Here is a 26300-nt window from a genome sequence, read left to right as displayed (position 1 = left end):
GCGCCGGGCCGTCCTGTTGCGTCACACATGTGGAGCCTTCCTGCTCGGGGATCACTTCGGTCGGTGGTGTCAGTCATGAGAGCCATGTCGTCTGTTCCAGCTGTGTCGGTCGTTTCGGTCATGTCAGTGCCCAGGTGCGTGCCGGTCACTTCATCGCGTTGATCGCGCGCAGTGAGCCCATGAGCGATCTGCGGTTGAGGGCGAGGACCGCGGCGGTGACGGCGGTGAAGACGATCACCGCGATCACGGGAACCGGGGCTCCGATCGAGAGCAGTGCCCAGCGGGCCCCGGCGCCAGCCACCGCGACCGCCAAGGCGGTCAGGGCGTAGAGGCCCAGGTCGCGGGGGTCGAATGCCGAGCGCAGGCTGCCCTCGATCTCCGCCAGGCTCAGGCGCAGGAGCGCCCAGGTCATCGCCGCGTTGACGACGACGGAGGCGACGGCCGGACCGACGAAGCCGATGAGCGCGTACAGCACGGGGCACAGCACAGCGTTGGCGGCGACGGCGGCCAGGGAGACCACCATGAGCGCGCGGGTCCGTCCGGCGGCGGACAGGATGAGCGAAAGGCTGGCGAAGCGCACCATGGCGGTGACCAGGTAGAGGCAGAAGACGGCCAGTCCGTCGAGGTAGCGGGCGCCGTAGAGGACCTGCACGACCTCGGGGGCCACCACGAGGCAGGCCACGGCGAAGGTGCCGGTCGTGAGGTACCCGACGGCAAGGTAGTGCCGGAAGAGCTCGCGGATGCGCTCCTTCTGGTCGGCGCCGATGTAGCGGGTGACGATCGGGACGATGACGGTGAGGAAGGAGGCGGAGATGAGGTCGAGGGGCAGGACCATGGAGGCGTTGGAGTAGACGGCGTAGCGCTCGGTGGACTCGTTCATGCCGATGACCAGCGCGCCGATCTGCCTCATGAAGGTGGCGGTGAGGACGTAGACGCCCATGGGCAGAGCGAGTCCGAGGACCCGGCGGATGAGGCGCCAGCTGGGCAGCGAGGGCCATACGGGGTAGCGCCAGCGCCGGAAGCTGTCCCAGAACCACAGCAGGGACAGGGCGTCGAGGGCGAGGAGCATCGCGAACAGGATCGCCAGGTTGGAGGTGATGGTGGCCGTGATGAGGACAGCGATGAACTTCAGCGCGGCCAGGACGAGGTTGCGGATCGCGATGACCCGCGCCTGCCCGATCGAGACGATGAGGACCTGGAAGACGCTCGTCATGTTCGTCAGCATGGGGCGCGCCGCGAGGAGGATGATGAGCGGGGGCAGCAGGGGGTTGGAGAAGTAGCCGCCGATGGGGCCCTGGGCGATGAGCATCGCCAGGGCGGTCACCACCCCGACGATCGTCTGGATCATGACGATGGCGCGCACGTAGGAGCGGGACAGGCGCCGCTTCCCACCGCGGTTGAAGAAGTAGTTGACGGCGTCGGCCATCCCCAGGATGGTCGAGTCCGAGCAGATGGTCACCAGCAGCACGCCCTGCGCGTAGGTGCCGTAGTCGGTCAGCGACAGGCTGTGCGACAGGATCATCGTGTTGGCCATGGTCGAGCCCAGCGTCACGATCTTGACGCTGGCCAGGAGCAGCGAGTCGACGGCGCTGCCTGTGGGGCGGCGGGACAGGATCCTTCTCACCGCAGCCTCTTCACGACTCGCGCGGGGTTGCCCGCGACGATCGAGTAGGGCGGGACGTCCTTGGTGACAACGGCGTGAGCGGCCACCACGGAGCCGCGCCCGATCGTCACGCCCTTGAGCACCATCGTGTACTCGCCGATCCACACGTTGTCCTCGATGACCACGGGGGCCGACTCGGCCTCGGTCCAGTCCCACAGGGCACCGCCGTGCTCGCCGCGGGTCATGCGCAGGCGGGCCCCGGGGTCGGTGGGGTGGCTGTTGTGGTCGAAGATGTGGGCGTGGGTGGAGATGATGACGTCGGAGCCGATGCTGATCGACTCGACGGCGCCGATGAGGCTGGCCCCCGCTCCCCCGATCCAGCAGTGGGAGCCGATGGCGATCGTCCCCGCGCCGCGCGTCATGAGGGTGGCGTCGAGGAAGACGTGGTCGCCGATGGTCACGCAGGGGGCCTGGGTGGAGCCCGCCGAGCAGCGGGCGAAGGAGCCCAGGCGCAGGTCCTCGCCGGCGCGCAGGGCGCCGGAGGCGGCGGCGCGGCGGAACTGGGAGGCGGACAGGGCCCGGCGCGCGCCGTGGATCACTCGTGAGGGCAGGCTCATCGCGCGCCCCTCCTCTCGCTGGCGCCGGTCCCGGCGGCGCGCTCGCCGCCCGTCAGCTCGGTCACCCGGCTGGCGAGGAAGGGGATGAGGATGAACAGGGCCATGTTGTAGATGTAGATCTCGCTGACGGCCATGACGGACATCGCCGCGTAGATGGCGGTCAGTGCGGCCCGGGCACGGGGATCGCAGGCAGAGTGGTCCATCCGGGTGCTGGCCACCCACAGCAGGGCGAGGAAGAGGCCCACGGCGAGCAGGCCGCCGTCGTGCATGATCTGGAGGTACTGGTTGTGCGCCTGCCACAGACCGCCGTCGGGTCCGGGGGCGAACCTGCCGAACTCGTGGTTGATGCCGTAGCCGAACAGCGGCGAGTCAGCCAGGATCGGCAGCGCGGCGTCCCAGATATCCGTGCGCCCCGTCAGCGTGAGGGACTTGCCGAGCGTGCCCTCGATGAGGGAGGTGAACAGGAGATGGATCCTCGCCACCACGACGAGCAGGGTGATGGCGATGCCCCCCACGGTGACGGCCCTCATGGACAGCAGGCCCCGCCCGTGGGGCCGCAGGGCGACCACGATGTAGGTGATGGCGGCGATGGCGGTGCCGACGAGGGCCGTGGCCACGTGGAGGAAGGCGATCTGGAGCAGGCCGGTGCCCACGGCGATGATCGAGCGCCAGCCCCAGCGCCGCGATGAGGTGGAGTCGTAGAGGAAGGCCAGCATGATGGCCGGGAAGATCGTGTCCGTGACCCTGGTGCGGATGCCCAGGAGGTAGGAGGGCTGGGAGAACTGGGCGCCCGCGGCGGCGTCCTTGGAGATCCCCAGCAGGATCATCGCGGCGTTGACCATGAGGTAGAGCAGGAGGAGGTCGGTGAGGACTCTCAGGAGCCTCCTGCGGGACTCCTCCTCGGCGCCGACGTGCAGCTCGATGACCATGAGGACGCTCACCTGGGCGATGGAGGCGTAGCCCCAGTTGAGCAGGTCGCCGTCGTTCAGCAGCGTGGGCAGCAGGTAGGCCAGCCGGTAGAGGATGAAGAGCGTGAGCGTGGCCGACAGCGCCACCGCGCGTGCGAGGTAGGCCAGGACGAGCCCGAGGAAGACGACGGCGGTGAGCGCCTTGACCAGGGGGGCCAGCGAGGCGCTCTCGTCGACCAGGCTCGGCTTCATGAGGATCCCGCAGATCATCATCAGGCCGAGGTAGCGCAGGGGGTAGCTGCGCCTGGCGAGGCCGACGACGGCCTCCTTGAGGGCATTGGCCGTGCCCGTCGCGCCGCCCCCGCCCCAGCGGGGCCTCAGGCGGCTCCGGGGGGCCGTCCCCGTGGTCATCTCAGCAGTAGAGGTCACGGTAGGCCTCCATCATGGCTCGTGCGGAGTAGTCCTTCGCCGTGGTGAGGGCGGCGCGGCTGAGCCGGCTGTAGCGCTCGGGGTCCTCCCAGATCCTGGCCACGGCCGCGGCGATCTCCTGGGCGGCCTGAGCGCTGCGGGGGTTGACGAGGGCGCCGTTGACGCCGTCGGCGACGATGCTGGGCACTCCCCCGACTGCCGTGGCCACGACGGGCAGGCCCGCGGCCATGGCCTCGATGACGCTCATGGGCAGGCCCTCGTGCTCGGAGGCGAGGACGAAGAGGTCCGCGTCGGCGTAGAAGCGGGCGGTGTCGCGCTGGGAGCCGGCGAAGTCGACGCGTTCGGCGATGCCGAGCGTCCGCGCGCGCTGGGCGAGGTCGTCGGCGAGGGGGCCGTCGCCCACGAGGGTGAGGGTGGCATCGCGGCGGGAGCGGGCCAGGGCGGCGACGGCGTCGAGGAGGAGGGCGTGGTTCTTCACCGACGCGAGCCTGGCCACGCACAGCAGTCGCGGGGGGCGGCGCTCGGCGCCGGCTCCTGCCGCGTCGAGATCGCGCTCGCAGGCGAAGGCCCCCAGATCGACGCCGTTGCGGACCAGCGGGACGCCCTCGGGGGCAAGCCGGTACTCGCGGCAGATCGAGTCGCGGACCTCCTCGCCCAGCGCGACGGGCACGACCCCGTGGCTGAAGGCGTAGCGGTTGAAGCGCCGCAGGATCGGCAGGCGGGTCTCGTGGGAGGCCACCGAGTGGACGGTGTGGATGAGGCGGGGATGCGCCCCGCTGAGCCGCACGGCTGGCAGGACGTACTCCAGGACGGGCTGGTGGGTGTGGATCGCGGTGGGCCTGAAGGCGCGGATGAGGCGCCGCAGCCTGGCGGTCATCCGGGGATCCGGGCCCGGCCTCTTGTCCAGGGCCTCGACCCGCACGCCCGCGGCGCGCAGGGCATCGGCGATGTCGGTCTGCCCGGATCCCAGGCAGGCGACGAGCACGGGGCATCCGGAGCCGTGCAGCTCTCGGGCGAGGTTGAGGACCATCATCTCAGCGCCGCCGGTGCCCAGCCCGTGGGTGACGAGCATGACGCGCATGGCGGCCAGGGGCCCCGTGGCCCTGCGCGGGCTGTCCTGCTGCGTGTCGGTCATCGGTGGTCTTCCTCGTGGTCCGTGGATGGGAGGGTGGATGGGGACGGGTTCGGGCGCTCGCGGGGAGGCGGGCTCACTCACGGGCGGTGAGGGCCTCGGCGATCCGCTCGAAGACGGCATCGGCGGTGTAGGCCTCGGCGCGCTCATGGATGGCGCGGCGCATGGCCTCGACCTCCTCGCGGGGCAGGGCGAGGAAGGCCTCGATGGTCGGCCGGAGCTCCTCGGGGCGCTCGAAGTCGTAGCCGAGCCCCGTCACGCCGTCGGCGAGCATCTCGGAGTAGTAGGCCCAGTGGCTGGCGATGACCGGCAGGCCCGCGCCCATGGCGTCGACGATCGTGCCGGGGATGCCCTCCCCCCAGAACTCGGTGGGGAAGAGCAGGGCGCTGTAGTCCCTGATGGTCTCCACGCCCTTCTCCGGCTTGACGCTGCCCTTGTACCGCGCGTGGGGGGCCGCCTCGATGAGGGCGCGGAACTCCTCCTCGTAGGCCTCGTCGACCGGCCCGTAGATGTCCAGCGAGGCGACAGCGCCGTCCGTGCCCGCGGCCTCGTTGAGGGCGGCCACGGCGCGCACGGCGTTCTCGATGCCCTTGCCCGGGACCACCCGGCTGAACACGCACAGGCGCGCGGGGCGGTCCTCGGGCGCCTCGAGCCGGGCGGCGAGCGGGTCGAGGTCCTTGAAGTTGGGCAGGTAAGCGGCGTTGCGCACCCCGAGCTCGGCCAGGCGGGCGACGAGGGCGCGGCTCTCCACCCAGTTGACCTGGAAGGAGTTGAGGTAGCGCACGAGGCGGCCCGAGGGGTCGCGCTCGATGTCGTCGGCGAGGCGCCCCCCGATGAGGTTGTGGAAGACGCGCGTGCCGCGCGTGGAGGCGGCCAGGGCGAGCACGGGGAAGAAGAAGCGGCGGCCGTTGTCGGACAGGAGGACGACGACGTCGTCGCACACGGCCAGGCAGCGCGCCGCGTCCTTGGCGACCCGCAGGGGGTGGTGGCGGTAGTCGAGGGTGTCGACGGTGCGGATGGCGTCCGCGCCGAAGCGGCTGGCGAGGTGGCGGTAGACGACCCGTGTCTTGACGGTCTGGCCATCGACCATCGTCTCGCCGAGGTCGATCCGGCCCATGATCCCGATGCGGTGGCCAGCCTCGCCCGTCGCCGTCTCGAGGCCCCGACGGGCGGCGAGGCCTCCACGAGCGCTCATCCCGGCGATCGCGGTGGCAGCGCCCGCGAGGGAGAGCAGCGCTGCCGTCCGTGCCCGCATCAGGAGCTCCTCCGGCGCCGGATCATCGCGTGGGACAGCTGCCAGGTCAGGCAGTAGGCGGCGTAGGGGCGCGGCAGGCGCTCGACATTCCTGTAGAGGTGCCAGGTACGCTTGACGGCCTTGACCTTGTTGGAGGACAGGGACCCGGCGGTCTTCCGGTACTTGGCGAGGCACTCATCCAGGCCGTGGAAGCGGTGCCCGCGCCTCATCACCTTCAGCCAGGTGGCGGCGTCCTGCCCCCGGCGCAGATCGGGCATGACCAGGAGGGACCGATCGACGATCGTGGTATCGAACATGACCGAGAGAGTGCAGGTCATCGTGTTCTTGAGGAACTGCTTGTACGTGAACGAGCGGGGCGCGTGGACATAGTTCCGGTGCTCCCCGTTCTCCTCGATGGTCTCGTAGGAGGTGATGCACGCCCCGGCCCTGGTCCGCCTCATGAAGGCGAGCTGGCGCTCCAGCTTGGTAGGGACCCATAGGTCGTCGGAGTCGAGGTAGGCGATGTAGCGGCCCCGGGCGGCCTCGAGCCCGCGGTTCCTCGCCCTGGCGACGCCCTGGTTCTCTCCTTGCACCAGCACGGTGACCCGGGGATCCTGCGCGGCGAGGCCGGCGAGGACGTCGGCGGTGGAGTCCGTCGAGGCGTCGTCGACGGCGATGATCTCCAGGTCCGCCATGGTCTGGGCGAGGACGCTGCGGATCGTCTCGGCGACATGGTCCTGGGAGTTGAACGAGGGGACGATGACGGATACGAGCGGGGAAGCGCCCGTGGAAGGCGCTGGGAGCCCATCCGGGAGGGGATCCGGCCCCGTCGTGCGCGCCGCTGCGCCGGTGCGGGAGGAAATGCCGGTGGAGTTTTCCTGGGTCATCGATTTCCTTTGACTATGAAGGCGGAATCTCGACTGACTCAGCTCAGCAGGGCTTGAGAACGCTCCCGAATCACCTGCGCGGAGCACCGCGATCCGGCCAGGACGAGCGCCGTCTCACCGAGGTTTGTCGAGTCGAACTCTTCAATCACGAAACAATCACGATTGAAGTGAACACCCTTGTCAGGCTAGTGAGACCACCCAAAGGTGTCAACGGAATATCGACCTTCGATGGAACTGCGGGAGATAGGTCACTCCGAACGCATGTCGGACATCACGTGGGCGTCGAACGCATTCCCAGAATTCTTTCAGAATTGGTCGCGAGCCTCCATACTTGCTGAATGCCGCGGGGGCGGCCGGCCGCATGATCGCGGTCGGCCGCCCCCGCGGCGCGGGTGGCGCCGCCCCGGCGCCCCGGTGCGGCCCGGCTGGCCGGGACGGTCAGTCCTCGCTCTTGGTCACGGCGGCGCTGGGCTGCCCCGCCGAGGCGCTGGTGACGACGGAGGCGTCCACGCAGCCGGTCTCGGCCTTGATGAGGGCCAGGTGCGCCCCGGTCCAGGCGCCCCGGTCCTCGGGGACCGTGAGGGTCAGGCGGATGCGGTCGCCCACGTGGAGGCCGGCCGCCTTCCGCTCGTCCTGGACGAGGCGGATCATGTCGCGCGCCCATCCCTCGGCCTCGAGCTCCTCATCGAGGGCGGTGTCCAGGACCACGAAGGCCCCGGAGGGCAGGACGGTCGCCGCCAGGGCGTCGTCGTCGACCTCGATGTGCTGGGTGAGCGCGAAGGAGCCCTCCTCCGCCTCCAGGACGACGGGCACCCCGTCGATGGCCACGCCGTCGAAGCGCGCGTCGCCATCGGCGGTGAGGGCCCACTCCCCCGCCTTGACGGCGGCGAAGAGCTTGGAGGTGAGCCTGCGGACCTCGGGGGCGAAGGCCCTCGGGTTGAGGGTGAGCTCCTCGCGCAGCTCGTAGCCGGCGTCGGCGGCGTCGAGGACGCGGACCTCCTTGACGTTGACCTCCTCGGCGATGAGGCCGGCGAAGGGGGCCAGGGCGCCCGGCTGCGCGGTGGCGATGAGCAGGGAGCGCAGCGGCTGGCGCACGCGCAGCTTCTCGGCCTTGCGCAGGCCGAGGGCGGCGGAGACGGCGTCGCGCGCCTCGTCCATGGCGGTCACGAGGGCGGGGTCGGCCACGTGGGTGGGAAGGACGGGCCAGTCGGTCAGGTGGACCGAGCGCCCACCGGTCAGCCCCCGCCAGATCTCCTCGCTCACCAGCGGGGCCAGCGGCGCCATGACCTCGGCCAGGGCGCGCAGCACCGTGGCCAGGGTGTCGAAGGCGGGGCGGGCGACGGCCGGGTCGGCGTCGGTGAACCGCGAGCGCGAGGTGCGCAGGTACCAGTTGGTGAGCACGTCGAGGAACTCGCGGATCGTGACGGTGGCGCCGGTGATCTCGTAGGAGCCCATCTGGGCGCCGACGGTCTCGGCCAGGTCCTTGGCGCGCGCCAGGATGTAGCGGTCCATGACGTGCAGGGAGCCCTTGCGGCCGAACAGGGCGGCGTCATCGAGGTCCAGGCCGGGACTGACGTAGCCGTCGCCGTCGTTCATCTGGCCCGCGTAGAGGGCGAAGAAGTACCAGGTGTTCCACAGGGGCAGGAGGACTTGGCGCACGGTGTCGCGGATGGCCTTGTCCGTCACGGCGAGGTTGCCCCCGCGCACGACGGGGCTGGACAGCAGGAACCAGCGCATGGCGTCGGCGCCGTCGCGGTCGAAGACCATGGAGACGTCGGGGTAGTTGCGCAGGGACTTGCTCATCTTCGCGCCGTCGTCGCCCAGGAGGATCCCGTGGGAGACGCAGGAGGTGAAGGCGGGGCGGTCGAACAGCGCGGTGGCCAGCACGTGCAGGGTGTAGAACCAGCCGCGGGTCTGCCCGATGTACTCCACGATGAAGTCGCCGGGGTTGTGCGACTCGAACCAGTCGACGTTCTCGAAGGGGTAGTGGACCTGGGCGAAGGGCATGGAGCCGGACTCGAACCAGCAGTCCAGGACGTCGGGGATGCGGCGCATCATCGACTTGCCCGTGGGGTCGTCCGGGTTGGGGCGCGTCAGGGTGTCGATGAAGGGGCGGTGCAGGTCGGTCACCTCGACGCCGAAGTCGGCCTCCAGCTCCGCGAAGGAGCCGTAGACATCGGTGCGCGGGTAGGCGGGGTCGTCCGAGACCCACACGGGGATCGGGGCGCCCCAGTAGCGGTTGCGCGAGATCGACCAGTCGCGGGCGCCGGCGAGCCAGTTGCCGAAGATGCCGTCCTTGATGTGGGAGGGGGTCCAGGTGATCTCCTGGTTGAGCTCGACCATCCGGTCGCGGATCGCGGTGACCCGCACGAACCAGGAGGAGACCGCCTTGTAGATGAGCGGCTTGCGGCAGCGCCAGCAGTGCGGGTAGCTGTGCACGTAGGAGGCCTGACGCACGAGGATGGGGCGCGTGGCCTCGTCGCGGCCGGTCAGGGGGCCGGAGGAGTCGCGCAGGTCGGTGATGATCGGCTTGTTGGCGTCGAAGACCTGCAGGCCGGCGTAGTCGGGGACCTCGGAGGTGAACACGCCGCCGTCGTCCACGGGGATGACGGTGCCGATGCCGGCCTCCTGGCAGGTGATCATGTCGTCCTCGCCGAAGGCGGGGGCGGTGTGGACCAGGCCCGTGCCGTCCTCGGTGGTGACGTAGTCGGCGGCGATGATCGTCCAGCCGTTCGGGCCGGGGGCGGCACCGGCGGCGCGGTGGGCATCGTCGTTGAAGTAGTCGAAGATGGGGTGGTAGCGGCGCCCCACCAGCTCCGAGCCCTTGAGGCGGGCCAGGACCGCGGGCTCGGCGCCCTCGGGGGCCAGCTCCTTGGCGTAGGAGCCCACGAGGGCCTCGGCCAGGACGACGCGGCGGCCGGCCAGGGGCGAGTCGAGCCGGGCGGGCACCTCGACGACGACGTAGTCGACGTCCGGGCCCGCGGCCACGGCGAGGTTGGAGGGCAGGGTCCAGGGGGTCGTCGTCCAGATGAGGACGAGCTCGGGGTCGCCGTCGAGGATCGCCTCGGTCAGGGGCATGCCGACGGTGACCGTGTTGTCCTGGCGGTCCTGGTAGACGTCGTCGTCCATGCGCAGCTCGTGGTTGCTCAGGGGCGTGCGGTCGTGCCAGCAGTAGGGAAGGACGCGGTAGCCCTGGTAGGCCAGGCCCTTGTCGTAGAGGGACTTGAAGGCCCAGATGACGCTCTCCATGTAGGTGGGGTCGAGGGTCTTGTAGTCGTTGTCGAAGTCCACCCAGCGCGCCTGGCGGGTGACGTAGTCCTCCCACTCCTGGGTGTAGCGCAGCACCGAGGAGCGGCACTCGGCGTTGAAGGCCTCGATGCCCAGGCCCCCCGGGCGGGTGATCTCGGAGATGTCGTCGATGCCGAGGAGCCGCTGGGCCTCGAGCTCGGCGGGCAGGCCGTGGGTGTCCCAGCCGAAGCGGCGCTCGACGCGGCGGCCCATCTGGGTCTGGAAGCGGCCGACGGCGTCCTTGACGTAGCCGGTCAGCAGGTGGCCGTAGTGGGGCAGGCCGTTGGCGAAGGGCGGGCCGTCGTAGAAGACGAACTCATTGGAGTGGCCGCCCGCGTCATGGGCCGGGCGGGCCTCGACGGAGGCGGCGAAGGTGCCGTCCGCCTTCCAGTAGGCCAGGGTCTCCTGCTCCAGGGAGGGGAAGGACGGGGAGGGGTCGACCCGCTCGCCGTCTCGGTGCAGGGGGTAGAAGGCAGCGCCGGTGTGGTCGGCGGCGCTGCGCTGGGTCTGCTCAGCCATATGCCTCGCGTCTTTCGCTCGTGAACATCCGGGTGGATTGGACTCACGAGGACGACGCCGGCGCTCACCGCCCGGGGGCTCCCGGGCCGGTGGGGCCGCACCGCGGTACCACCTCGCTTGCCGCGCCGCGCCTGCCCGGGGGCCGCGCGCGGTACGACCGCTTCATGACCAGCTGTGACGGGCTGTCCCGTCCGGGTCTACTGGGCGGGCGGGCGAAGAGGCCCGGGCGCTGTTCTTCCGGAGGCTCGCCGGTGATGCCCGATCGCCGGATGGCGAGTCGGCCGGGTCGCTGCCTGTGGATTCGGAAGTGTAGTGGCCCGCCTGGCGCTGGGGCCACTCCTGGCCGCGCGTGGGCGGGGTTGCGCTGGCCACACGCCCGGCGGGCCTCAGTCCCGCGCGATGACGGTGTTGGAGGCCTGGGCGCGGGGGCGCACGGTGAGAGAATCGATGTTGACGTGGGCGGGGCGCTCCAGGGCCCACACGATGCACTCGGCGATGTCCTCGGCCACGAGCGGCTCCGCGACGCCCTCGTAGACCCGCGCGGCCGCGGCGGCGTCGCCGTGAAGGCGGTTGAGGGAGAACTCCTCCGTGGACACCAGGCCCGGGGCGATCTCGATGACGCGCACGGGCTCGCCCACGAGCTCCAGGCGCAGGGTGTTGGCGATGATCCGCTCGGCGTGCTTGGCGGCCACATAGCCCGCGCCACCGGGGTAGGTCGCATGGCCGGCGGTGGAGGTGAGGAAGAGGAGGTCGCCGCCGCGCTCGCGCATCGCGGGCAGGAAGGCCTGGCTCACACGCAGCGCACCGAGCACGTTGCGCTCGTACATGGTCAGCCACTCCTCGGGCTTGCCCTGCGCCACGGGGTCGACGCCGATCGCCCCGCCAGCGTTGTTGACGACGGCGTCGATGGGACCGGCCGCCTGGGCCTGGCTGGCCAGGCGCTCAACATCCTCGGGCTTCTGCAGGTCGGCGGCGATCCAGTCGCAGCCCGTCTCGTCGGCCAGGGCGGCCAGGCGCTCGGCGCGCCGGGCCGTGGCCACGACCTGCCATCCATGGGCGCGCAGGAGGCGGACGGTGGCCGCCCCGATCCCTGTGGAGGCGCCGGTGACGAGCGCGCGGCGCGCGACGGCGGGCTCTGCGACGGGGGCTGGAGAGACTGCGTCTGGGGTGCTCATACGGCCATTGTGGACCGTCGCCGCAGGCAAGCGCCACGGATCGTCGATGATCGGAACAGTCCGGGATCGCTCCGTGGTGGTGAGCGCCGGCCACTGCCCGCCACTGTCGGACACTGCCGACCACCGGGCGGGTAGCCTGGGGCGATGACGAGCTACGGATTCATCGGCGCGGGGAACATGGCGGGCGCGATCGTGCGCGGGGCGGTCGGCGCGGGCATCTCCCCCGCCTCCATCCTTCTCACGAGCGCCCATGACTCGGCCCGGGCGCTGGCCGCGGAGACCGGCGCGGGGCATGTGCCCGACTCCGCCGCCCTCGTATCCCGCCTGGGTGCCGACGACGTCCTCGTCCTGGCCGTCAAGCCGCAGGTCCTTCCCGGCGTCGTGGAGGAGATCGCGCCCGTGCTGACTGAGTCGGCTGGGCGCGCCCCCCTCGTGCTGTCCATCGCCGCCGGCCTCGGCCTGGAGCGCCTGGCCGCCCTCCTGCCCGCCGGCACCCGCGTGGTGCGGGCGATGCCGAATATGGCGGCGGGCGTGGGCGCCTCGATGACGGCCCTCGCCGCGGGCCCGGGCGTCGACGAGGCGGCCATGGACTCCGCGCGCACCCTCATGGGCGCCGTCGGGAGGACGGTGGAGCTCGCGGACAAGGATTTCTCCGCCTTCGTCGGCCTGGCGGGCTCCTCCCCCGCCTTCGTCCTGGCCTTCATCGAGGCACTGGCCAGCGCGGGCGTGCTGGGCGGCATCCCCAAGGCCGCGGCGGTCGAGATCGTCACCCAGGCGGTCCTGGGCACGGCGCTCACCGCGCAGGCGGGGGCCGATGCCGCGCCGCGCCGCTCCCCCGCCGAGCTCATCGACTCCATCTGCTCGCCGGGCGGCACGACGATCGCCGGGCTCGTGGCGATGGAGCGGGCGGGCTTCTCCGACGCCGTCGTGCGGGCCTTCGAGGCCACCGTCGCCCGGGACCGCGAGCTCGGCGCCTGAGCCCGATCGCCAAGGGGACCGGATCTCACTGGCCCGCCAGGCGCCAGCGCGAGGAGTCCTCCGCTGCGCGCAGGAACTCGCGGTAGGGGCCGTCCACCCGCCCCAGCTCCTCAGGCGCTCCGCACTGGGCGACCCGGGCGCCGCCCGGCCCAGGCGCGAGGAAGACAACCTCGTCGGCACGCTGGATCGTCGAGATCCGGTGGGCGACCACCAGGACCGTGCGCCCGGCCGACAGCTCGCGCACGACCTCCGCGATCGCGGACTCGTTCTCACCGTCCAGCGCGGAGGTGACCTCATCGAGGAGGAGGATCGGCGCGTCCTTGAGGAAGGCGCGGGCGATGGCAACCCGCTGCCTCTCCCCGCCGGACAGGCTCGTGCCCGCGGGGCCGACCCGTGTCTCCCACCCGTCGGGGAGTGAGTCGATGACGGCGGTGAGCCTGGCGCGCTCGGCGGCCCGCTCCAGCTCCGCATCTGTCGCGTCCGGCCTGGCCACGCGCAGGTTCTCGCGGATCGTGGTGTCGAAGAGGTAGACATCCTGGAAGACCATGGAGGTCATGCCCATGACGGCCGTGGTCCCGAGGTCCCGCACGTCGGCGCCGCCGATCCGCACGGCTCCGCTGTCCGCGTCCCAGAAGCGGGCGGCCAGGCGCAGCACAGTGGACTTTCCCGCCCCCGAGGGCCCGACCAGCGCGGTGACCCGCCCGGCTGGCGCGGAGAGGCTGACGCCGCCGAGCACGGTGCGCCCCTGTTCGTAGGAGAAGCCGACGTCCTCCAGCTCGATGCCGGTCCCCTGGGCCGCGGCCTCCTGCCCGGGGGCGGGATCGGGCAGGGGCTGGGCGGCGAGGATCGCGTTCATCGCCCGCAGCGCGACGATGGAGTTGTCCGCCTCAGTGGAGTACATGGCGGCCTTGGTCAACGGCATGAGCATCCGGGCGGTGACGGCCATGATCGCGAGGTAGGCGACGACGTCGAGGCGGTGCCCGCCCACCGCCGCCAGGCCCACGGCCATGATGAGGGCGAAGGAGGCGTTGGCCACGAGGTTGAAGGCCTGGCCCGGGCGCCCCTTGACGCGCAGGCCCTCCAGGGTGGCCTCGGCGTCCTCCTCGAGGGCCGCCCTCACCGGCTCCCAGCCGCGCTCGACCAGCCCCGAGGCGCGCAGCACGGGCTGGAGGCGGGCGAACTCGATGAGCCTGCCCGCGGCGACGGCGGCAGCGGCGTCCTCGATCTCATTGGCGCGCGTGGTGGCCACCCTCATGCGCCGCCAGATGAGGAGCAGCGGCACGATGGTGAGAGCCATGATGAGGGCCAGCTGCCAATCGACGGCGGCGACGACGACGATCATGACCAGCGGGACGATGAAGGCGTTGCACAGGTTGGGGATGACCATGGAGGCCACGTGCGACAGCGTGTTGACCTCCTTGGAGGTCGCGTTGACCACGGCCGCCTGGCGGGCGGCGGAGAACCAGCCCAGCGGCAGGGCGAGGACGTGCTCGGCGACGCGGCTGATCATCGTGTCGCAGATCTCATAGACGCTGACCCGGTAGGAGCGGGTCTGGGCGATCATGTCGACGGCGACGACGCCCGCCCCTCCCACGATGAGGACGGCCATCCAGGCGCCCACGGCATCGGATCGGGAGTAGAGGGCCCGAAGGAACGGGATGAGGGCGCCCAGGGTGAGCCCCTGGAGCACCGAGGAGGCGACGAACCAGGCGGTGATCGCCTTCATCTGGCGCGGGTCGACCAGTCTCAGCAGTAGTTTCCACATGCTCATTCACCGTCCTCGTCGCCGCAGCTGTCAGGGTCATCGCTGTCGTCACGGCCGTCGCCGCCGTCGTGCTGGGAGCGCCACAGGGAGGCGTAACGGCCCCCCGCGGCGAGCAGCTCCTCGTGCCTCCCGCGCTCGATGATCCGCCCGCGGTCGACGACGAGGATCTGGTCGGCGTCGCGGATGGTGGACAGGCGGTGGGCGATGGTGATGACGGTCCGCCCGGCCGCCAGGCGGGACAGGGCGCGGTGGATATCCCGCTCGGAGGCGGGATCCGCCTGGGCGGTGGCCTCGTCGAGGACGAGGATGGGGGCGTCCTGGAGGTAGGCGCGGGCCAGGGTGATCCGCTGCTTCTCTCCCCCGGAGAGGTGGCCGCCCTCCTCGCCGAGCACCGTGTCATAGCCGTGGGGCAGGCGCGTGATGCGCTCGTGGATGCAGGCGGCGCGGGCGGCCTCCTCCACCTCGGCCCGGCTGGCGCCAGGGCGCCCGAGGGCGATGTTGTCGTGGACGGAGTCGTGGGTGAGGTCGACGTCCTGCAGGACGATCGCCACCTGCGAGCCCAGCCAGGAGAAGCGGGTGTCGCGCGCGTCGAGGCCGGAGATGAGCATCTGGCCGCTATCGACGTCGTGGAAGCGGGCGATGAGGCGGGCCAGTGTGGACTTGCCCCCGCCCGAGGGGCCGACGAGCGCGGTGACGGTCCCGGGCTCGGCGGTGAACGAGACCCCGCGCAGCACGGGCGCGCCCTCGGTGTAGGAGAAGACGACGTCGCGCGCCTCGACCCTCCCGGGGGCGGGGCCCGGCCCCTCGGCGTGCTCCCCCTGCTCCATGGGCTCCTCGCTGAGCAGGTCGGCCGTGGAGCGCGCGGCCTGCCTCGACTCGTAGAGGTGCTGCATGAGCCCCGCCATGGTGAGCATGCCCTCGGGCAGCCCGGGCGCGAGGAGGAAGAAGGGCAGGGTGGCGGACAGCGGCGTCCATCCCTGGGAGGTGAACAGCACCGCGAGCGGCGCCAGCATCGCCGCGACGGTGGCTGGCCGGAGCAGCGCGCTCATGAGGCTCATGGCCCGCCCTGAGGCCCGGGTCCACTCGAAGGAGATCTCCGAGAACTCGCCGCGAGCGGCGTCGAAGCGGGTGCGGGTGGCCTCGGCGGCCTGGAAGCCCTTGATCTCCTTGATGCCCTCGAGCATCTCGACGGTGGCGGCGGCGAGCCCCGTCTGGGCGGCGCTGAATCGCCCCATGATCCCGCCCAGTCCTCGCATCCCGACGGCGAGCACGATGGTGAAGAGTCCTCCCCAGGCGCCGACGAGGGAGAGCGTGAGCCGCCAGTCGACCCAGGCGAGGTAGCCCAGGCCGGCGACGGCGGCGACGACGGCGTTGGTGGCGTCACCGGGCAGGTGGGCGACGAGGGTGTGGATCGCGGAGGTGTCGTCGCAGACCATTTTGCGGATGGCGCCGCGCGGGGTGAGGGCCACGCGGCCGAGCGGCATGTGGGACAGGGCGTCCACGGCCTTGAGGCGCAGGGTGTGGCGCAGGTTCGCCTCGGCGAGGTGGGTCAGGCCGATGCCCGACAGGTAGAGCATCTGGGAGACGGCCAGGCTGACGACGGCGATGATGGCCCAGGCCCATGGCCTGCTCGCCCAGCCGGTGGCGCTGGACTCGCCGAGCCAGAGGGCGGCCATGCGGTGCAGGGCGGCGAAGGGCACGACGACGAGGACGGCACCGAGGGCGGTGAGGATCGCGGAGACGATCATGGCGCCGCGGGCCGGCGCGATGAGGTCGGAGACACTGAGGGCGGGAGTCCCGCGGGTGGTCGGGCTCGCGGTCGGTGGTGCTGTCGGCGCTGTCATGGTCTGGCTCCCGTGGGGATCGTCGGGCGGTGGTGGCAGGGCGGGGCTGGTCAGGGGCGGGGCTGGAATGGTCTCGGTCAGACGAGCCGGATGATCCGGTCGGCGCACTCGGCGAGGAACTCGGCGTCGTGGCTGACGACGATGACGACGCGCCCCTCGTCCGCGAGCGCGCGCAGCTCGGCGGCGATCGACACCAGGTGCCGGTAGTCGACGCCGGAGGTGGGCTCGTCGAAGATGATGACGCGGGCCTCCTGGTCGATAGCGGTGGCGATGACGAGGCGCTGCTTCTGCCCGCCGGACAGGGACAGGGGGTGGCGCTCGGCCAGCCCGGCCAGGTCGAGGCGCTCGAGCTGGGGCGCGCTGGCCTCGTCGGCGACTGATTCCGCGAAGAGCTGGCGGTGGACGTCCTGCATGACGAGGAAGGCCTGGCCGCGGGCCAGCGGGGCGCCGTCGAGGGTGACGCGGACGTCCCGGTGGCAGCGCTGGAGGCGGCAGATGGCGCGCACCAGGGTGGTCTTGCCGATGCCGTTGGCGCCCACGATCCCGGTGACGGCGCCTGTAGGGAAGGCGAGCCGCTCCAGGTCGAGGATGACGCGCCCGCCGCGTTCAACCACCATGTCCTCGATGACGAGGCCTTCGCCGTCGGGGCCCGGCCCCGGCTCACCCAGCGCGCCCGGCGCTCCCGGATCTGGGCGGCGGGGGCGGATGGCGGGGACGTCGATGATCTCCAGGGGCTCGCCCGCGCTCGTGAGCTCGGGCAGGTCGGGGCGGGCGAGGCTGCGCAGGCCGAGGCGGCGCCGCTCGGCGTCGTCCATGGCGAAGAGATCCTCCCCTCTCATCCGCGCGGTGATCCGCCCGTCGATGATGATGACGGCCTCGTCAACGAGGCCGCGCAGGAAGTGGACGCGGTGCTCGGCGACGATGATGGTGCGGCCGCGCTCCTTGAGGCGGGCGATGACCTCGCGGATGGAGTCGATGGCCTCCGGGTCGAGGTTGGAGGTGGGCTCGTCGAAGAGGATGACGGGGGCGTGCTGCGCGAGGGCCTGGGCGCAGGCGACCTTCTGGAGCTGGCCCCCGGACAGGCCTCGCAGGCCCCAGTCGGCCAGGTCCTCGATGCCGAGGTCGGCGAGCGCCTCGCCCCGACGACGGCGGATCTCGTCCGCGCCCACCCGGTAGTTCTGGGGGGCGAAGGCGAGCTCGTCGGCCACGGTGGTGGTGAAGAACTGCGTGGCCGGGTTCTGGAAGACCGTCGCGGTGCGCAGGCCCATCTGGCCGATGGGGGTGGAGGCGACCTCCTCGCCGTCGATGAGCACGTGGCCGGTGCGCTCTCCGTGGTGGAAATGCGGGATGAGCCCGTTGAGGAGGCGGATGAGGGTGGATTTCCCGCAGCCCGAGGCGCCGCAGACGAGGGTCAGCGCCCCCTCGGCGGGCTCGAGGGTGATGCCGCTGAGCACCTCCTGCCCGGAGGGGTAGGCGTAGTCGACGTCTCTCAGGGTCACGGACCCGCTCATGCTGGTCATACCCATGGCAGGAGGCTCCTAGCGATGCTCAGGCCGATGAGGGCGGCAGCGGTGGCCACGAGGACCGCGTCGATGGCCCGGAAGCGTGTCTCGGTGACGACGGTTGGCCGGGCGCTCACCCCCAGCCCGCGGATGAGGGCGGCGGCGGACAGCTCGTCGGCGATGCGCGCGGAGGCGGCCAGGACGGGGACGACGAGCTTCTCGATGGCGGCCAGGGGGTGTCGCCACAGGTAGGAGCGGGTGTAGCCGCGCAGGGCCATGGCCTCCAGGACGCCTCGGGTCTCATCGATGGCGACGGGGAGGAAGCGGAAGAGGACGGACATCGGGATGATGAGGATGCGGGGCATGTGGATGGCGGTCATGGCCGCGAGGAGGCGGCTCACCGGCGTGGTGGCGATGAACCATGCCCCGGCGCTCAGCGAGATGGCGAAGCGCCCGGTCCAGTAGAAGATGACGCCGAGGGCCGCGGCCAGGCCGCTCGGCCATAGCGCCGGCAGCGCGAGGACCAGCGCGGAGGCGGCCATGATGGCCGCGAGGGTGAGGGCGGCCCGCATGTGGACGTCGACGGCGAGCAGGACGAGGACCACTCCCGCGGCCAGCCACATGAGCGCCCCGGTGGTCCGCCCCATGGTGACGATGTTGACGGCCAGCAGCAGGAGGAAGGAGCTGCGGGGGTCGGCTCGCAGGCGCGCCGCGGCCGCCACGGGGAGCAGGGCGCCCCGGCCAGCCGGGCGCGCGGGGCCCGCTGCCGTGATCGCCGTCGCCGCCGCGCTCATCGCCCGCCCCGATCCCGGCTCGGGGAGCTCATGCCACACCGGCCCGTTCGAAGTGGCGGCGCAGGATCCTCATGCCCAGGACGGCCGCGCCGTAGGAGAGGATGAAGGAGACCACCATCCACACCCCGATGACGGGCAGTGTGAAGACGCGCTCGAAGGACTGGGCGTAGTCGGCCCCCATCTGATCGCTGAGATCGGCGAGGTAGGCGTCGGAGTTGAGGAGCAGCGGGAGCAGGGGGCTGATGCCCCACAGGGAGAAGATGGCGTAGCCCAGGGCGTTGGCGGTGGTGCGGGTGTAGCCGCCAGCGCGGGTGATGGCATCCGCGATCGCGCCGAAGACGACGGCGATGAGGGCGCTGGCCCAGTAGTGCCCGGTGGCCACCATGAGGAGCCCCACGACGCCGCCGAGGATGGCGTAGGCGCCCATCGCCCGGGTCTTGGCGACCATCAGCATGCACACGATGCCGTTGAGAACAGCGGAGATGACGCCGCCGACGAACATCATGGCGGGATGGAAGATGCCGAGCATGCCGCCTGCGAACATGAAGAAGAAGTAGAGGGCCGTGAAGACCCCGACGGTGACGAGGGTGCGCGGCGCGGTGATGCCGTGGGCCCGCGGGGCAGTGGATGTCGTCATGATGGGCGCTCCTTCCGGGGATCCAGCAGATTTTGAGAACCGATCTCATTTCGATTCAGGCTCGCCTGACCTTATCATCTTGGCGCGGGGTCAGCGGTAGCCCACCTCACAGGCGCATCGGCGCACCCGCTTGGAGCCCTGAGGCGGCGCCGTGACAGAATCAGCGGCATGTCGCAGCCCAGCAACTCGTCCCGCTTCATCCCCTCGCAGCTCCACAGCCCGCGCGTGCCGGCCAAGGTGAGCGCCGACGGCCTCGAGGCCGCCTGGGGAGCGCGCTGGGAGGAGGAGAGCACCTACGCCTTCGACCGCTCCGCCGAGCGCCCCGAGGTCTTCTCCATCGACACCCCTCCCCCGACGGCGTCGGGCTCGCTGCACGTGGGCCACGTCTTCTCCTACACGCACACGGACACGCTCGCCCGCTACCAGCGGATGCGCGGCAAGGCCGTCTTCTACCCCATGGGCTGGGATGACAACGGCCTGCCCACCGAGCGCCGCGTCCAGAACTACTACGGCGTGCGCTGCGACCCCTCCCTGCCCTACGACCCGGATTTCGAGCCCCCGCAGACCGGCGGCGAGGGCAAGTCCGTCAAGGCCAGGGACCAGAAGCCGATCTCCCGGCGCAACTTCGTCGAGCTCTGCGAGCGCCTGACCACCATCGACGAGGCCCAGTTCGAGGCCCTGTGGCGCCAGCTCGGGCTGAGCGTGGACTGGAAGCAGACCTACCAGACCATCGGCGAGCGCGCCCGCAAGGTCGCCCAGGCCGCGTTCCTGCGCAACCTCGAGCGCGGCGAGGCCTACCAGGCCGCCGCCCCGGGCCTGTGGGACGTCACCTTCCAGACGGCCGTCGCCCAGGCCGAGCTGGAGTCGCGCGAGTACCCGGGCTTCTACCACCGCCTGGCCTTCCACGTCGTCGACGCCGAGGCCGCCGAGCGCGCCGCCGCCGCGGGCGCCTCCGTCGAGACCGGCCCGGCCGGCACCCAGGACGTGTGCATCGAGACCACGCGCCCCGAGCTGCTCGCCGCCTGCGTGGCGCTCATCGCCCACCCCGACGACGAGCGCTACCAGCCGCTGTTCGGCACCACCGTGGCCTCCCCCGTCTTCGGCGTCGAGGTCCCGGTGCTCGCCCACCCGGCCGCTGAGAAGGACAAGGGCGCGGGCATCGCCATGTGCTGCACCTTCGGCGACACCACGGATATCGAGTGGTGGCGGGACCTCGGCCTGCCGCTGCGCGCCATCCTGCGCAAGGACGGGCGCATCGAGGCCGAGACCCCCGACTGGATCACCACGCCGGCCGGCCGCGAGGCCTACGCCGCCATGGCCGGCAAGACCACCTACTCCGCGCGGGAGGCGGTCGTGTCCGCCCTGGCCGCCACCGGCGAGATGCGCGGCGAGCCGACGAAGACCACCCGCCAGACGAACTTCTTCGAGAAGGGGGACAAGCCCCTGGAGATCGTCACCTCCCGCCAGTGGTACCTGCGCAACGGCGGCAAGGACTGGACGAACCCGGCAACGTCGGCGGGCCTGCGCGACGAGCTGCTGAAGCGCGGCGCCGAGCTCGACTTCCACCCCGACTTCATGCGCGTGCGCTACGAGAACTGGGTCAAGGGCCTCAACAACGACTGGCTCATCTCCCGCCAGCGCTTCTTCGGCGTTCCCTTCCCCGTCTGGTACGCGATCGGCGACGACGGCGAGGTCGACTACTCCCGGGTCCTCACGCCGCCGGAGGCGGACCTGCCGATCGACCCCTCCTCGGATGTCCCGGCCGGCTACACCGAGGACCAGCGGGACCAGCCGGGAGGCTTCGCCGCCGAGCTCGACATCATGGACACGTGGGCGACCTCCTCCCTCTCCCCCCAGCTGGTCTCGGGCTGGCTGACCGATGAGGACCTCTTCAACCGCGTCTACCCGATGGACCTGCGCCCCCAGGGCCAGGACATCATCCGCACCTGGCTGTTCTCCTCGGTGGTGCGCGCGGACCTGGAGTTCGGCGCCCTGCCCTGGAGGCACGCGGGCATCTCCGGGTGGATCCTCGACTCAGACCACAAGAAGATGAGCAAGTCCAAGGGCAACGCGGAGACGCCCATGGGCCTGCTGGAGAAGTTCGGCGCGGACGCGGTGCGCTACTGGGCGGCCTCGGCCCGCCTGGGCCTGGACGCGGCCTTCGAGGAGCAGCAGATCAAGATCGGCCGCCGCCTGGCCATCAAGGTCCTCAACGCCTCGAAGTTCGCCCTGTCCATGGGCCTGCCCTGGGACGCCGACGAGGCGACCCTCGCGGCCGCCCCCGCGCCGAGCCTGGACGCCGCCGCCGTCACCGAGCCGATCGACCGCGCGGTCCTGGCGGCCCTGGCGGACGTGGTGGACGCCGCGACCACCGCCTTCGAGGGCTTCGAGCACGCCCGCGCCCTGGAGGCCGCCGAGTCCTTCTTCTGGACCTTCTGCGACGACTACATCGAGCTCGTCAAGGACCGCGCCAATGACCTGGCCGGCTCGCACGATCCCGCGGCGGTCACGAGCGCCCGCACGACGCTGTCCATCGCCGTGGACACCTTCGTGCGCCTCTTCGCCCCCTTCCTGCCCTTCGCCACGGAGGAGGTGTGGAGCTGGTACCGCACCGGCAGCGTCCACCGCGCCGAGTGGCCGGCCGCCGCGCCGCTGCGCGAGGCCTCGGCCGGCGCCGATGCCGCCCTCGTGGCACGCGCCGGCGAGGCCCTGGCGGCGCTGCGCAAGGTGAAGTCGGAGGCCAAGACGAGCCAGAAGACGCCGATCCTGTCCGTCGCGCTGGCCGTGGCCCCCGAGGCCGAGGCGAGTGTGGAGGCCGTTCGCGCGGACCTCATCGAGGCCGCGAAGGTGACGGGCCCGATGACCCTGGCCGTCGCGGAGCCGCGCGCGGGCGACGACGGCGAGCCAGCCCCCGCCGTCGCCGTCACCGCCGTCGAGCTCGGCGAGGCCCCCGCCAAGCCGAAGAAGGGCTGAGGACCGTGCAGCAAAGGGTCCCTGTCCCTGCCGAGACGAGCGCGCACCCGTCGCTGGGCGCAACGACCGTCGTCGACGGCGTCGCCTCCAGCCCCCTGACCATGGGCGCCTCCGGCACCTGCGACACGAAGGACACCGAGTCCACCTGGACCGTCCCGTGGCTGCTGGCCGACCGCATCGCGCGCACCGCGGAGCGCCCCATCATCGAGCGGCGCACGTCGCTCGGCACCTGGACGCCGATCACCGCCCGGGCCTTCGGCGAGGAGGTCGCCCGGATCGCCGCCGGGCTCATCGGTCTGGGCCTGGAGGCCGGCGCGAGCGTCGCCCTCATGTCCCGCACCTGCTACGAGTGGACGCTCCTGGACATGGCGATCGCCCGCGCCGGGCTCGTCTCCGTGCCCATCTACGAGACGGACTCGGCCGAGCAGATCGAGTGGATCCTCGACGACGCCGCCATCCGCCTCGTCCTCACCGAGACCTCCGCCCACGCGCTCGTGGTGGACGCCGCCATCAAGGCCCGCGCCTCCGCCGATCCCGAGACTGCCGCCCCCCAGGTGCTGTCCCTGGACCGCGACGCGCTCACCGAGCTGACCACGGCGGGGCGCGCGATCTCGCGGGCCGTCGTCGACGACCGCTCGGCCGCCGTGCGCCCGGACGACATCTACTCCATCATCTACACCTCCGGCACGACCGGCCGCCCCAAGGGCGTCGAGATCACGCACCGCAACGCGGCGGGCCTGGCGCACAACGGCGTCCACTGGATCCCGGACCTGCTCTTCCGCACTGACACGCGCCTCCTGCTCTTCCTCCCGCTCGCGCACTCCTACGCGCGCTGCCTGGAACTGCTGTCCCTGGCGGGACAGGGCGTCCTCGGGCACACCCCGGACGTCAAGACCCTCCTGCCGGACCTGCAGGCCTTCGGGCCCTCCTATGTGCTCGCCGTGCCGCGCGTGCTGGAGAAGATCTACAACGCCGCGGACGCGAAGGCCGGCAGCGGCGTGAAGCTGCGGACCTTCCGCTGGGCGGCGAAGGTCGCTGTCGAGTACTCGCGCGCCCTCGACACCCCGGTGGGCCCCTCGCGCTCCCTCTCCGCCGCCCACGCGGCCGCCGACCGCCTCGTCTACCGCACGATCCGCTCGCTCCTGGGCCCCAACGCGCGCTTCGCGATCTCCGGCGGCGGGCCGCTGGGCGAGCGCCTCGGGCACTTCTACCGGGGCATGGGCCTGGAGATCCTCGAGAGCTACGGCCTCACCGAGACGATCGGCCCCACCTGCGTCAACCTCGATGTGCGCAACAAGATCGGCACCGTGGGACCGCCCGTGTGCGGCAACGATATCCGGGTCGATGAGTCCGGGGAGATCCTCGTGCGGGGGCTGGGCGTCTTCCGCAACTACCACAACAACCCGGCCGCCACCGCCGAGGCCTTCACCGCCGATGGCTGGTTCCGCACCGGGGACATCGGCGCGATCGACGACGACGGCTGGGTGCGCATCACCGGCCGCAAGAAGGACCTCATCGTCACCGCGGGCGGCAAGAACGTCGCCCCCGCGATCCTCGAGGACCGCCTGCGCGGCCACCCGCTGGTCAGCCAGGTCCTCGTCCTGGGGGACAACGAGCCCTTCATCTCCGCGCTCATCACGCTGGACGCCGAGATGCTGCCCCTGTGGCTGCGCAACCACGGCCTGCCGGAGATGGGCGTCGTCGAGGCCGCGTCGCACCCGCAGGTCCTCGCCGCGCTGGAGCGCGCCGTCGCCCGCACCAACGAGGCGGTCTCCCGGGCCGAGTCGATCCGCGAGTTCCGAGTGCTCACCACGGACTTCACGGAGGCCAACGGGCTGCTCACCCCCTCGCTCAAGGTCAAGAGGGGGGCCGTCATGGAGGCCCACGCCGACGCCGTCGCCTCCATCTACGCCGGCAAGCGGCGGGGCCCGGAGGCCTGAGACTCGCCTGAGTCACACGCCTGGGGCTCGCCCGCGGCGCTCACCGTCAGCGGAAGCCGCAGGCCAGGGCCGCGCTCCAGCCCCCTGGCGAGGATCAGCGGCCACACATGGCCGTGTTCGGGCCCCGTTGGGCGGACCGGGGGGCGATGATGGGGCCATGACGAGCCCCGCACCCTCCGGCGCCACCCCGGCAGCCAACCCCGCCACCGGCGTCCACGCAGCCCCGCTGGCGGTCGATATCCACGACGGCATGACCGCCCCATGGGCCCTGGCCAAGCGCGTGCGCCACGCCCCCACGGGCGCGCTCATCGCCCGCAAGCCCTCGGTCGGGCGCCGGTGGATCACCATGAGCGCGACGGCGTTCCGCGCCCAGGTCCGCGAGGTCGCGGCCGGGCTCGTCTCGATGGGCCTGCGCCCCGGGGACGCGATCGCGATCATGTCCCACACCTGCTTCGAGTGGACGCTCCTCGACTTCGCCGCCTGGGAGGCGGGACTCGTCGTCGTGCCCGTCTATGAGACCTCGTCGGCGGAGCAGGCCGAGTGGATCCTCACCGACGCCTCCGTGAGGCTAGTGGTCGTCGAGAACGCCGGCATGGAGCAGATGGTGGAGGCGATCCGCGCCCAGAGCGCCCAGAGCGCCGAGAACCCTGGCCTGGCCGAGCTGCGGGTCATGTGCCTGTCCCGGGACGCGATCACCGACCTCATCGCCGCGGGCAAGAGCGTGGACCACGCCGGGCTCGATGCCCGCACGGCCGCGCTCACCAGCGCCGACCTGGCCACGATCGTCTACACCTCGGGCACCACGGGGCGCCCCAAGGGCGTCGAGCTCACCCACGGCAACCTCATCCAACTGGGCGTCAACACCTGCGCGCATGTCCCCGAGGTGCTCGGCGCGCCCGAGGTGCGCGCCCTGCTGTTCCTGCCCCTGGCCCATGTGCTGGGGCGCTTCATCGAGATCGCCATCGTCTGCTCCGAGCGCGGCGTCATGGGGCACGCCCCGGACGTCAAGCACCTCGTGGACGACCTGGCGACCTTCTCCCCCACCTTCGTCGTCGCCGTGCCGAGGGTCTTCGAGAAGATCTACAACGCCGCCGACGCCCGCTCGGCAGGCAACAAGCAGAAGGTCTTCCGCCTGGCCGCCAAGACCGCGATCGCCTACTCGCGCGCCCTGGACACCCCCTCCGGCCCGAGCCGCGGGCTGCGCGCCCAGATGAAGGTCTTCGACCGCCTCGTCTTCTCCAAGCTGCGCGCGCTGCTCGGCGGGAGGGTCTCGCATGTCATCAGTGGCGGCGGCCCCCTGGGCGAGCGGCTCGGCCACTACTACCGCGGCGCGGGCGTGACCGTCCTGGAGGGCTACGGCCTCACCGAGACCTCCGCGCCCTGCGCCGTCACCCTGCCGGCCTCCATGAGGATCAGCACGGTGGGCGGCCCCATGCCCGGCACCGAGCTGCGCCTGGACGACGACGGCGAGATCCTCGTGCGAGGCATCGGCCTGTTCCGGGGCTACCACAACAACGCCGAGGCCACCGCCGAGGCGCTGACGGAGGACGGCTGGCTGCGCACGGGCGATATCGGCGCCTTCGAGGACGACGGCTCCCTGCGCATCACGGGCCGCAAGAAGGAGCTCATCGTCACCGCGGGCGGCAAGAACGTCGCCCCCACCGTGCTGGAGGACCGACTGCGCGGCCACCCGCTGGTCAGCCAGGTCCTCGTCGTCGGGGACAACCGGCCCTGCATCGGAGCGCTGGTGACGCTGGACGCGGAGATGCTGCCGCTGTGGCTCGCCTCCCACGGCATCGAGGACCTCGACCCGGTGGCGGCGGTGACCGACCCGCGTATCCGCGCCGCGTTGGAGAAGGCGGTGGCCCGCGCCAATGAGGCGGTCTCCCGGGCGGAGTCGATCCGCACCTTCACGGTGCTGCCGGGCGACTTCACGATCGACAACGGCCTGCTCACGCCCTCGCTCAAGGTGCGCCGAGCCGACGCGCTGGCGCGCTTCGCCGATGAGATCGACGCGCTCTACAAGCGGCCGGTCGCCTGAAGGCGCTCGGGCCGAGGGGACTCGGCCGGCGGGC

Annotated in this window: 17 protein-coding genes; 4 read left to right on the top strand and 13 right to left on the bottom strand. The window is 71.6% G+C overall.

Translation table 11 applies throughout. The features are described from left to right. Positions 1 to 145: 145 nt before the first annotated feature. The 8 genes from A1QA_RS0112750 to A1QA_RS0112715 all read right to left on the bottom strand — a co-directional run bounded on the left by A1QA_RS0112750 (position 146) and on the right by A1QA_RS0112715 (position 11792). Entirely contained in the window at positions 146 to 1624 is a 1479-nt protein-coding gene (locus tag A1QA_RS0112750; protein ID WP_017179297.1) for a lipopolysaccharide biosynthesis protein, read from the bottom strand. Next, positions 1621 to 2220 (bottom strand): acyltransferase, encoded by a 600-nt coding sequence (locus tag A1QA_RS16365; protein ID WP_154652412.1) that lies wholly within the window; start codon positions 2218 to 2220, stop codon positions 1621 to 1623. The genes A1QA_RS0112750 and A1QA_RS16365 overlap by 4 nt, the downstream gene beginning before the upstream one ends. Then, a complete protein-coding gene (locus A1QA_RS0112740; protein WP_154652411.1) occupies positions 2217 to 3557 on the bottom strand; it encodes an O-antigen ligase family protein in 1341 nt (446 codons plus the stop codon). Before A1QA_RS0112740 ends, A1QA_RS16365 begins: the two co-directional genes overlap by 4 nt. Further along, positions 3541 to 4692 carry a glycosyltransferase gene (locus A1QA_RS0112735; protein WP_017179294.1) on the bottom strand — a complete coding sequence of 384 codons (1152 nt, stop codon included), beginning with the start codon at positions 4690 to 4692 and terminating at the stop codon, positions 3541 to 3543. The genes A1QA_RS0112740 and A1QA_RS0112735 overlap by 17 nt, the downstream gene beginning before the upstream one ends. 73 nt (positions 4693 to 4765) lie before the next feature. After that, complete coding sequence (locus tag A1QA_RS0112730) at positions 4766 to 5944, bottom strand: glycosyltransferase family 4 protein (protein ID WP_017179293.1); 1179 nt, start codon at positions 5942 to 5944, stop codon at positions 4766 to 4768. Continuing rightward, the gene (locus A1QA_RS0112725) at positions 5944 to 6810 is read right to left on the bottom strand and encodes a glycosyltransferase family 2 protein (protein ID WP_017179292.1); all 867 of its coding nucleotides are present in this window, start codon (positions 6808 to 6810) and stop codon (positions 5944 to 5946) included. The genes A1QA_RS0112730 and A1QA_RS0112725 overlap by 1 nt, the downstream gene beginning before the upstream one ends. A gap of 438 nt (positions 6811 to 7248) precedes the next feature. Beyond that, positions 7249 to 10617: an isoleucine--tRNA ligase gene (gene ileS, locus A1QA_RS0112720; RefSeq protein WP_017179291.1), complete on the bottom strand. Its 3369-nt coding sequence runs from the start codon at positions 10615 to 10617 to the stop codon at positions 7249 to 7251. A 386-nt stretch (positions 10618 to 11003) separates the two neighbouring features. Next, positions 11004 to 11792, bottom strand: coding sequence for an SDR family NAD(P)-dependent oxidoreductase (locus A1QA_RS0112715; protein WP_017179290.1), 789 nt, complete (start codon positions 11790 to 11792; stop codon positions 11004 to 11006). A gap of 144 nt (positions 11793 to 11936) precedes the next feature. Between A1QA_RS0112715 and proC the strand changes: the two genes are divergently transcribed. Beyond that, positions 11937 to 12770 (top strand): pyrroline-5-carboxylate reductase, encoded by an 834-nt coding sequence (gene proC / locus A1QA_RS0112710; RefSeq protein WP_017179289.1) that lies wholly within the window; start codon positions 11937 to 11939, stop codon positions 12768 to 12770. Positions 12771 to 12795: 25 nt separating this feature from the next. Here proC and A1QA_RS0112705 read toward each other — a convergent pair whose 3' ends face one another. The 5 genes from A1QA_RS0112705 to A1QA_RS0112685 all read right to left on the bottom strand — a co-directional run bounded on the left by A1QA_RS0112705 (position 12796) and on the right by A1QA_RS0112685 (position 19312). Further along, on the bottom strand, positions 12796 to 14535 hold the full coding sequence (locus A1QA_RS0112705) for an ABC transporter ATP-binding protein (RefSeq protein WP_026048934.1): 1740 nt from the start codon (positions 14533 to 14535) through the stop codon (positions 12796 to 12798). Positions 14536 to 14537: 2 nt separating this feature from the next. After that, entirely contained in the window at positions 14538 to 16379 is a 1842-nt protein-coding gene (locus tag A1QA_RS0112700) for an ABC transporter ATP-binding protein (RefSeq protein WP_017179287.1), read from the bottom strand. A gap of 77 nt (positions 16380 to 16456) precedes the next feature. Beyond that, a complete protein-coding gene (locus A1QA_RS0112695) occupies positions 16457 to 17905 on the bottom strand; it encodes an ABC transporter ATP-binding protein (RefSeq protein ID WP_043508583.1) in 1449 nt (482 codons plus the stop codon). Continuing rightward, on the bottom strand, positions 17896 to 18714 hold the full coding sequence (locus A1QA_RS0112690; protein ID WP_208853923.1) for an energy-coupling factor transporter transmembrane component T: 819 nt from the start codon (positions 18712 to 18714) through the stop codon (positions 17896 to 17898). The genes A1QA_RS0112695 and A1QA_RS0112690 overlap by 10 nt, the downstream gene beginning before the upstream one ends. Beyond that, the gene (locus A1QA_RS0112685; RefSeq protein WP_017179284.1) at positions 18704 to 19312 is read right to left on the bottom strand and encodes an MptD family putative ECF transporter S component; all 609 of its coding nucleotides are present in this window, start codon (positions 19310 to 19312) and stop codon (positions 18704 to 18706) included. Before A1QA_RS0112685 ends, A1QA_RS0112690 begins: the two co-directional genes overlap by 11 nt. A gap of 168 nt (positions 19313 to 19480) precedes the next feature. On the opposite strand from A1QA_RS0112685, the gene valS reads away from it, so the two are divergent. The 3 genes from valS (at position 19481) to A1QA_RS0112670 (ending at position 26266) form a co-directional block, all read left to right on the top strand. Beyond that, a complete protein-coding gene (gene valS, locus A1QA_RS0112680) occupies positions 19481 to 22285 on the top strand; it encodes a valine--tRNA ligase (protein WP_017179283.1) in 2805 nt (934 codons plus the stop codon). Between the two features lie 101 nt (positions 22286 to 22386). Next, positions 22387 to 24225: an AMP-dependent synthetase/ligase gene (locus A1QA_RS0112675; protein WP_154652431.1), complete on the top strand. Its 1839-nt coding sequence runs from the start codon at positions 22387 to 22389 to the stop codon at positions 24223 to 24225. A 157-nt stretch (positions 24226 to 24382) separates the two neighbouring features. Further along, complete coding sequence (locus A1QA_RS0112670; protein WP_017179281.1) at positions 24383 to 26266, top strand: AMP-dependent synthetase/ligase; 1884 nt, start codon at positions 24383 to 24385, stop codon at positions 26264 to 26266. The last annotated feature ends 34 nt before the right edge of the window (positions 26267 to 26300 follow it).

It is taken from the genome of Actinomyces timonensis DSM 23838 (genome assembly GCF_000295095.1).
Lineage (GTDB): Bacteria > Actinomycetota > Actinomycetes > Actinomycetales > Actinomycetaceae > Actinomyces > Actinomyces timonensis.
Note: the sequence above shows the minus strand (reverse complement) of the source record. Positions and strands in the feature narration are given on the sequence as shown.

Bases quoted from the DNA above. Each gene is read 5' to 3' on its own strand.
- A1QA_RS0112670 (WP_017179281.1), top strand. From the start codon at position 24,383: ATGACGAGCCCCGCACCCTCCGGCGCCACCCCGGCAGCCAACCCCGCC.
- A1QA_RS0112725 (WP_017179292.1), bottom strand. From the start codon at position 6,810: ATGACCCAGGAAAACTCCACCGGCATTTCCTCCCGCACCGGCGCAGCG.
- A1QA_RS16365 (WP_154652412.1), bottom strand. From the start codon at position 2,220: ATGAGCCTGCCCTCACGAGTGATCCACGGCGCGCGCCGGGCCCTGTCC.
- A1QA_RS0112735 (WP_017179294.1), bottom strand. From the start codon at position 4,692: ATGACCGACACGCAGCAGGACAGCCCGCGCAGGGCCACGGGGCCCCTG.
- A1QA_RS0112730 (WP_017179293.1), bottom strand. From the start codon at position 5,944: ATGCGGGCACGGACGGCAGCGCTGCTCTCCCTCGCGGGCGCTGCCACC.
- A1QA_RS0112700 (WP_017179287.1), bottom strand. From the start codon at position 16,379: ATGACAGCGCCGACAGCACCACCGACCGCGAGCCCGACCACCCGCGGG.
- A1QA_RS0112715 (WP_017179290.1), bottom strand. From the start codon at position 11,792: ATGAGCACCCCAGACGCAGTCTCTCCAGCCCCCGTCGCAGAGCCCGCC.
- proC (WP_017179289.1), top strand. From the start codon at position 11,937: ATGACGAGCTACGGATTCATCGGCGCGGGGAACATGGCGGGCGCGATC.
- ileS (WP_017179291.1), bottom strand. From the start codon at position 10,617: ATGGCTGAGCAGACCCAGCGCAGCGCCGCCGACCACACCGGCGCTGCC.
- A1QA_RS0112675 (WP_154652431.1), top strand. From the start codon at position 22,387: ATGGGCGCCTCCGGCACCTGCGACACGAAGGACACCGAGTCCACCTGG.
- valS (WP_017179283.1), top strand. From the start codon at position 19,481: ATGTCGCAGCCCAGCAACTCGTCCCGCTTCATCCCCTCGCAGCTCCAC.
- A1QA_RS0112685 (WP_017179284.1), bottom strand. From the start codon at position 19,312: ATGACGACATCCACTGCCCCGCGGGCCCACGGCATCACCGCGCCGCGC.
- A1QA_RS0112705 (WP_026048934.1), bottom strand. From the start codon at position 14,535: ATGTGGAAACTACTGCTGAGACTGGTCGACCCGCGCCAGATGAAGGCG.
- A1QA_RS0112695 (WP_043508583.1), bottom strand. From the start codon at position 17,905: ATGGGTATGACCAGCATGAGCGGGTCCGTGACCCTGAGAGACGTCGAC.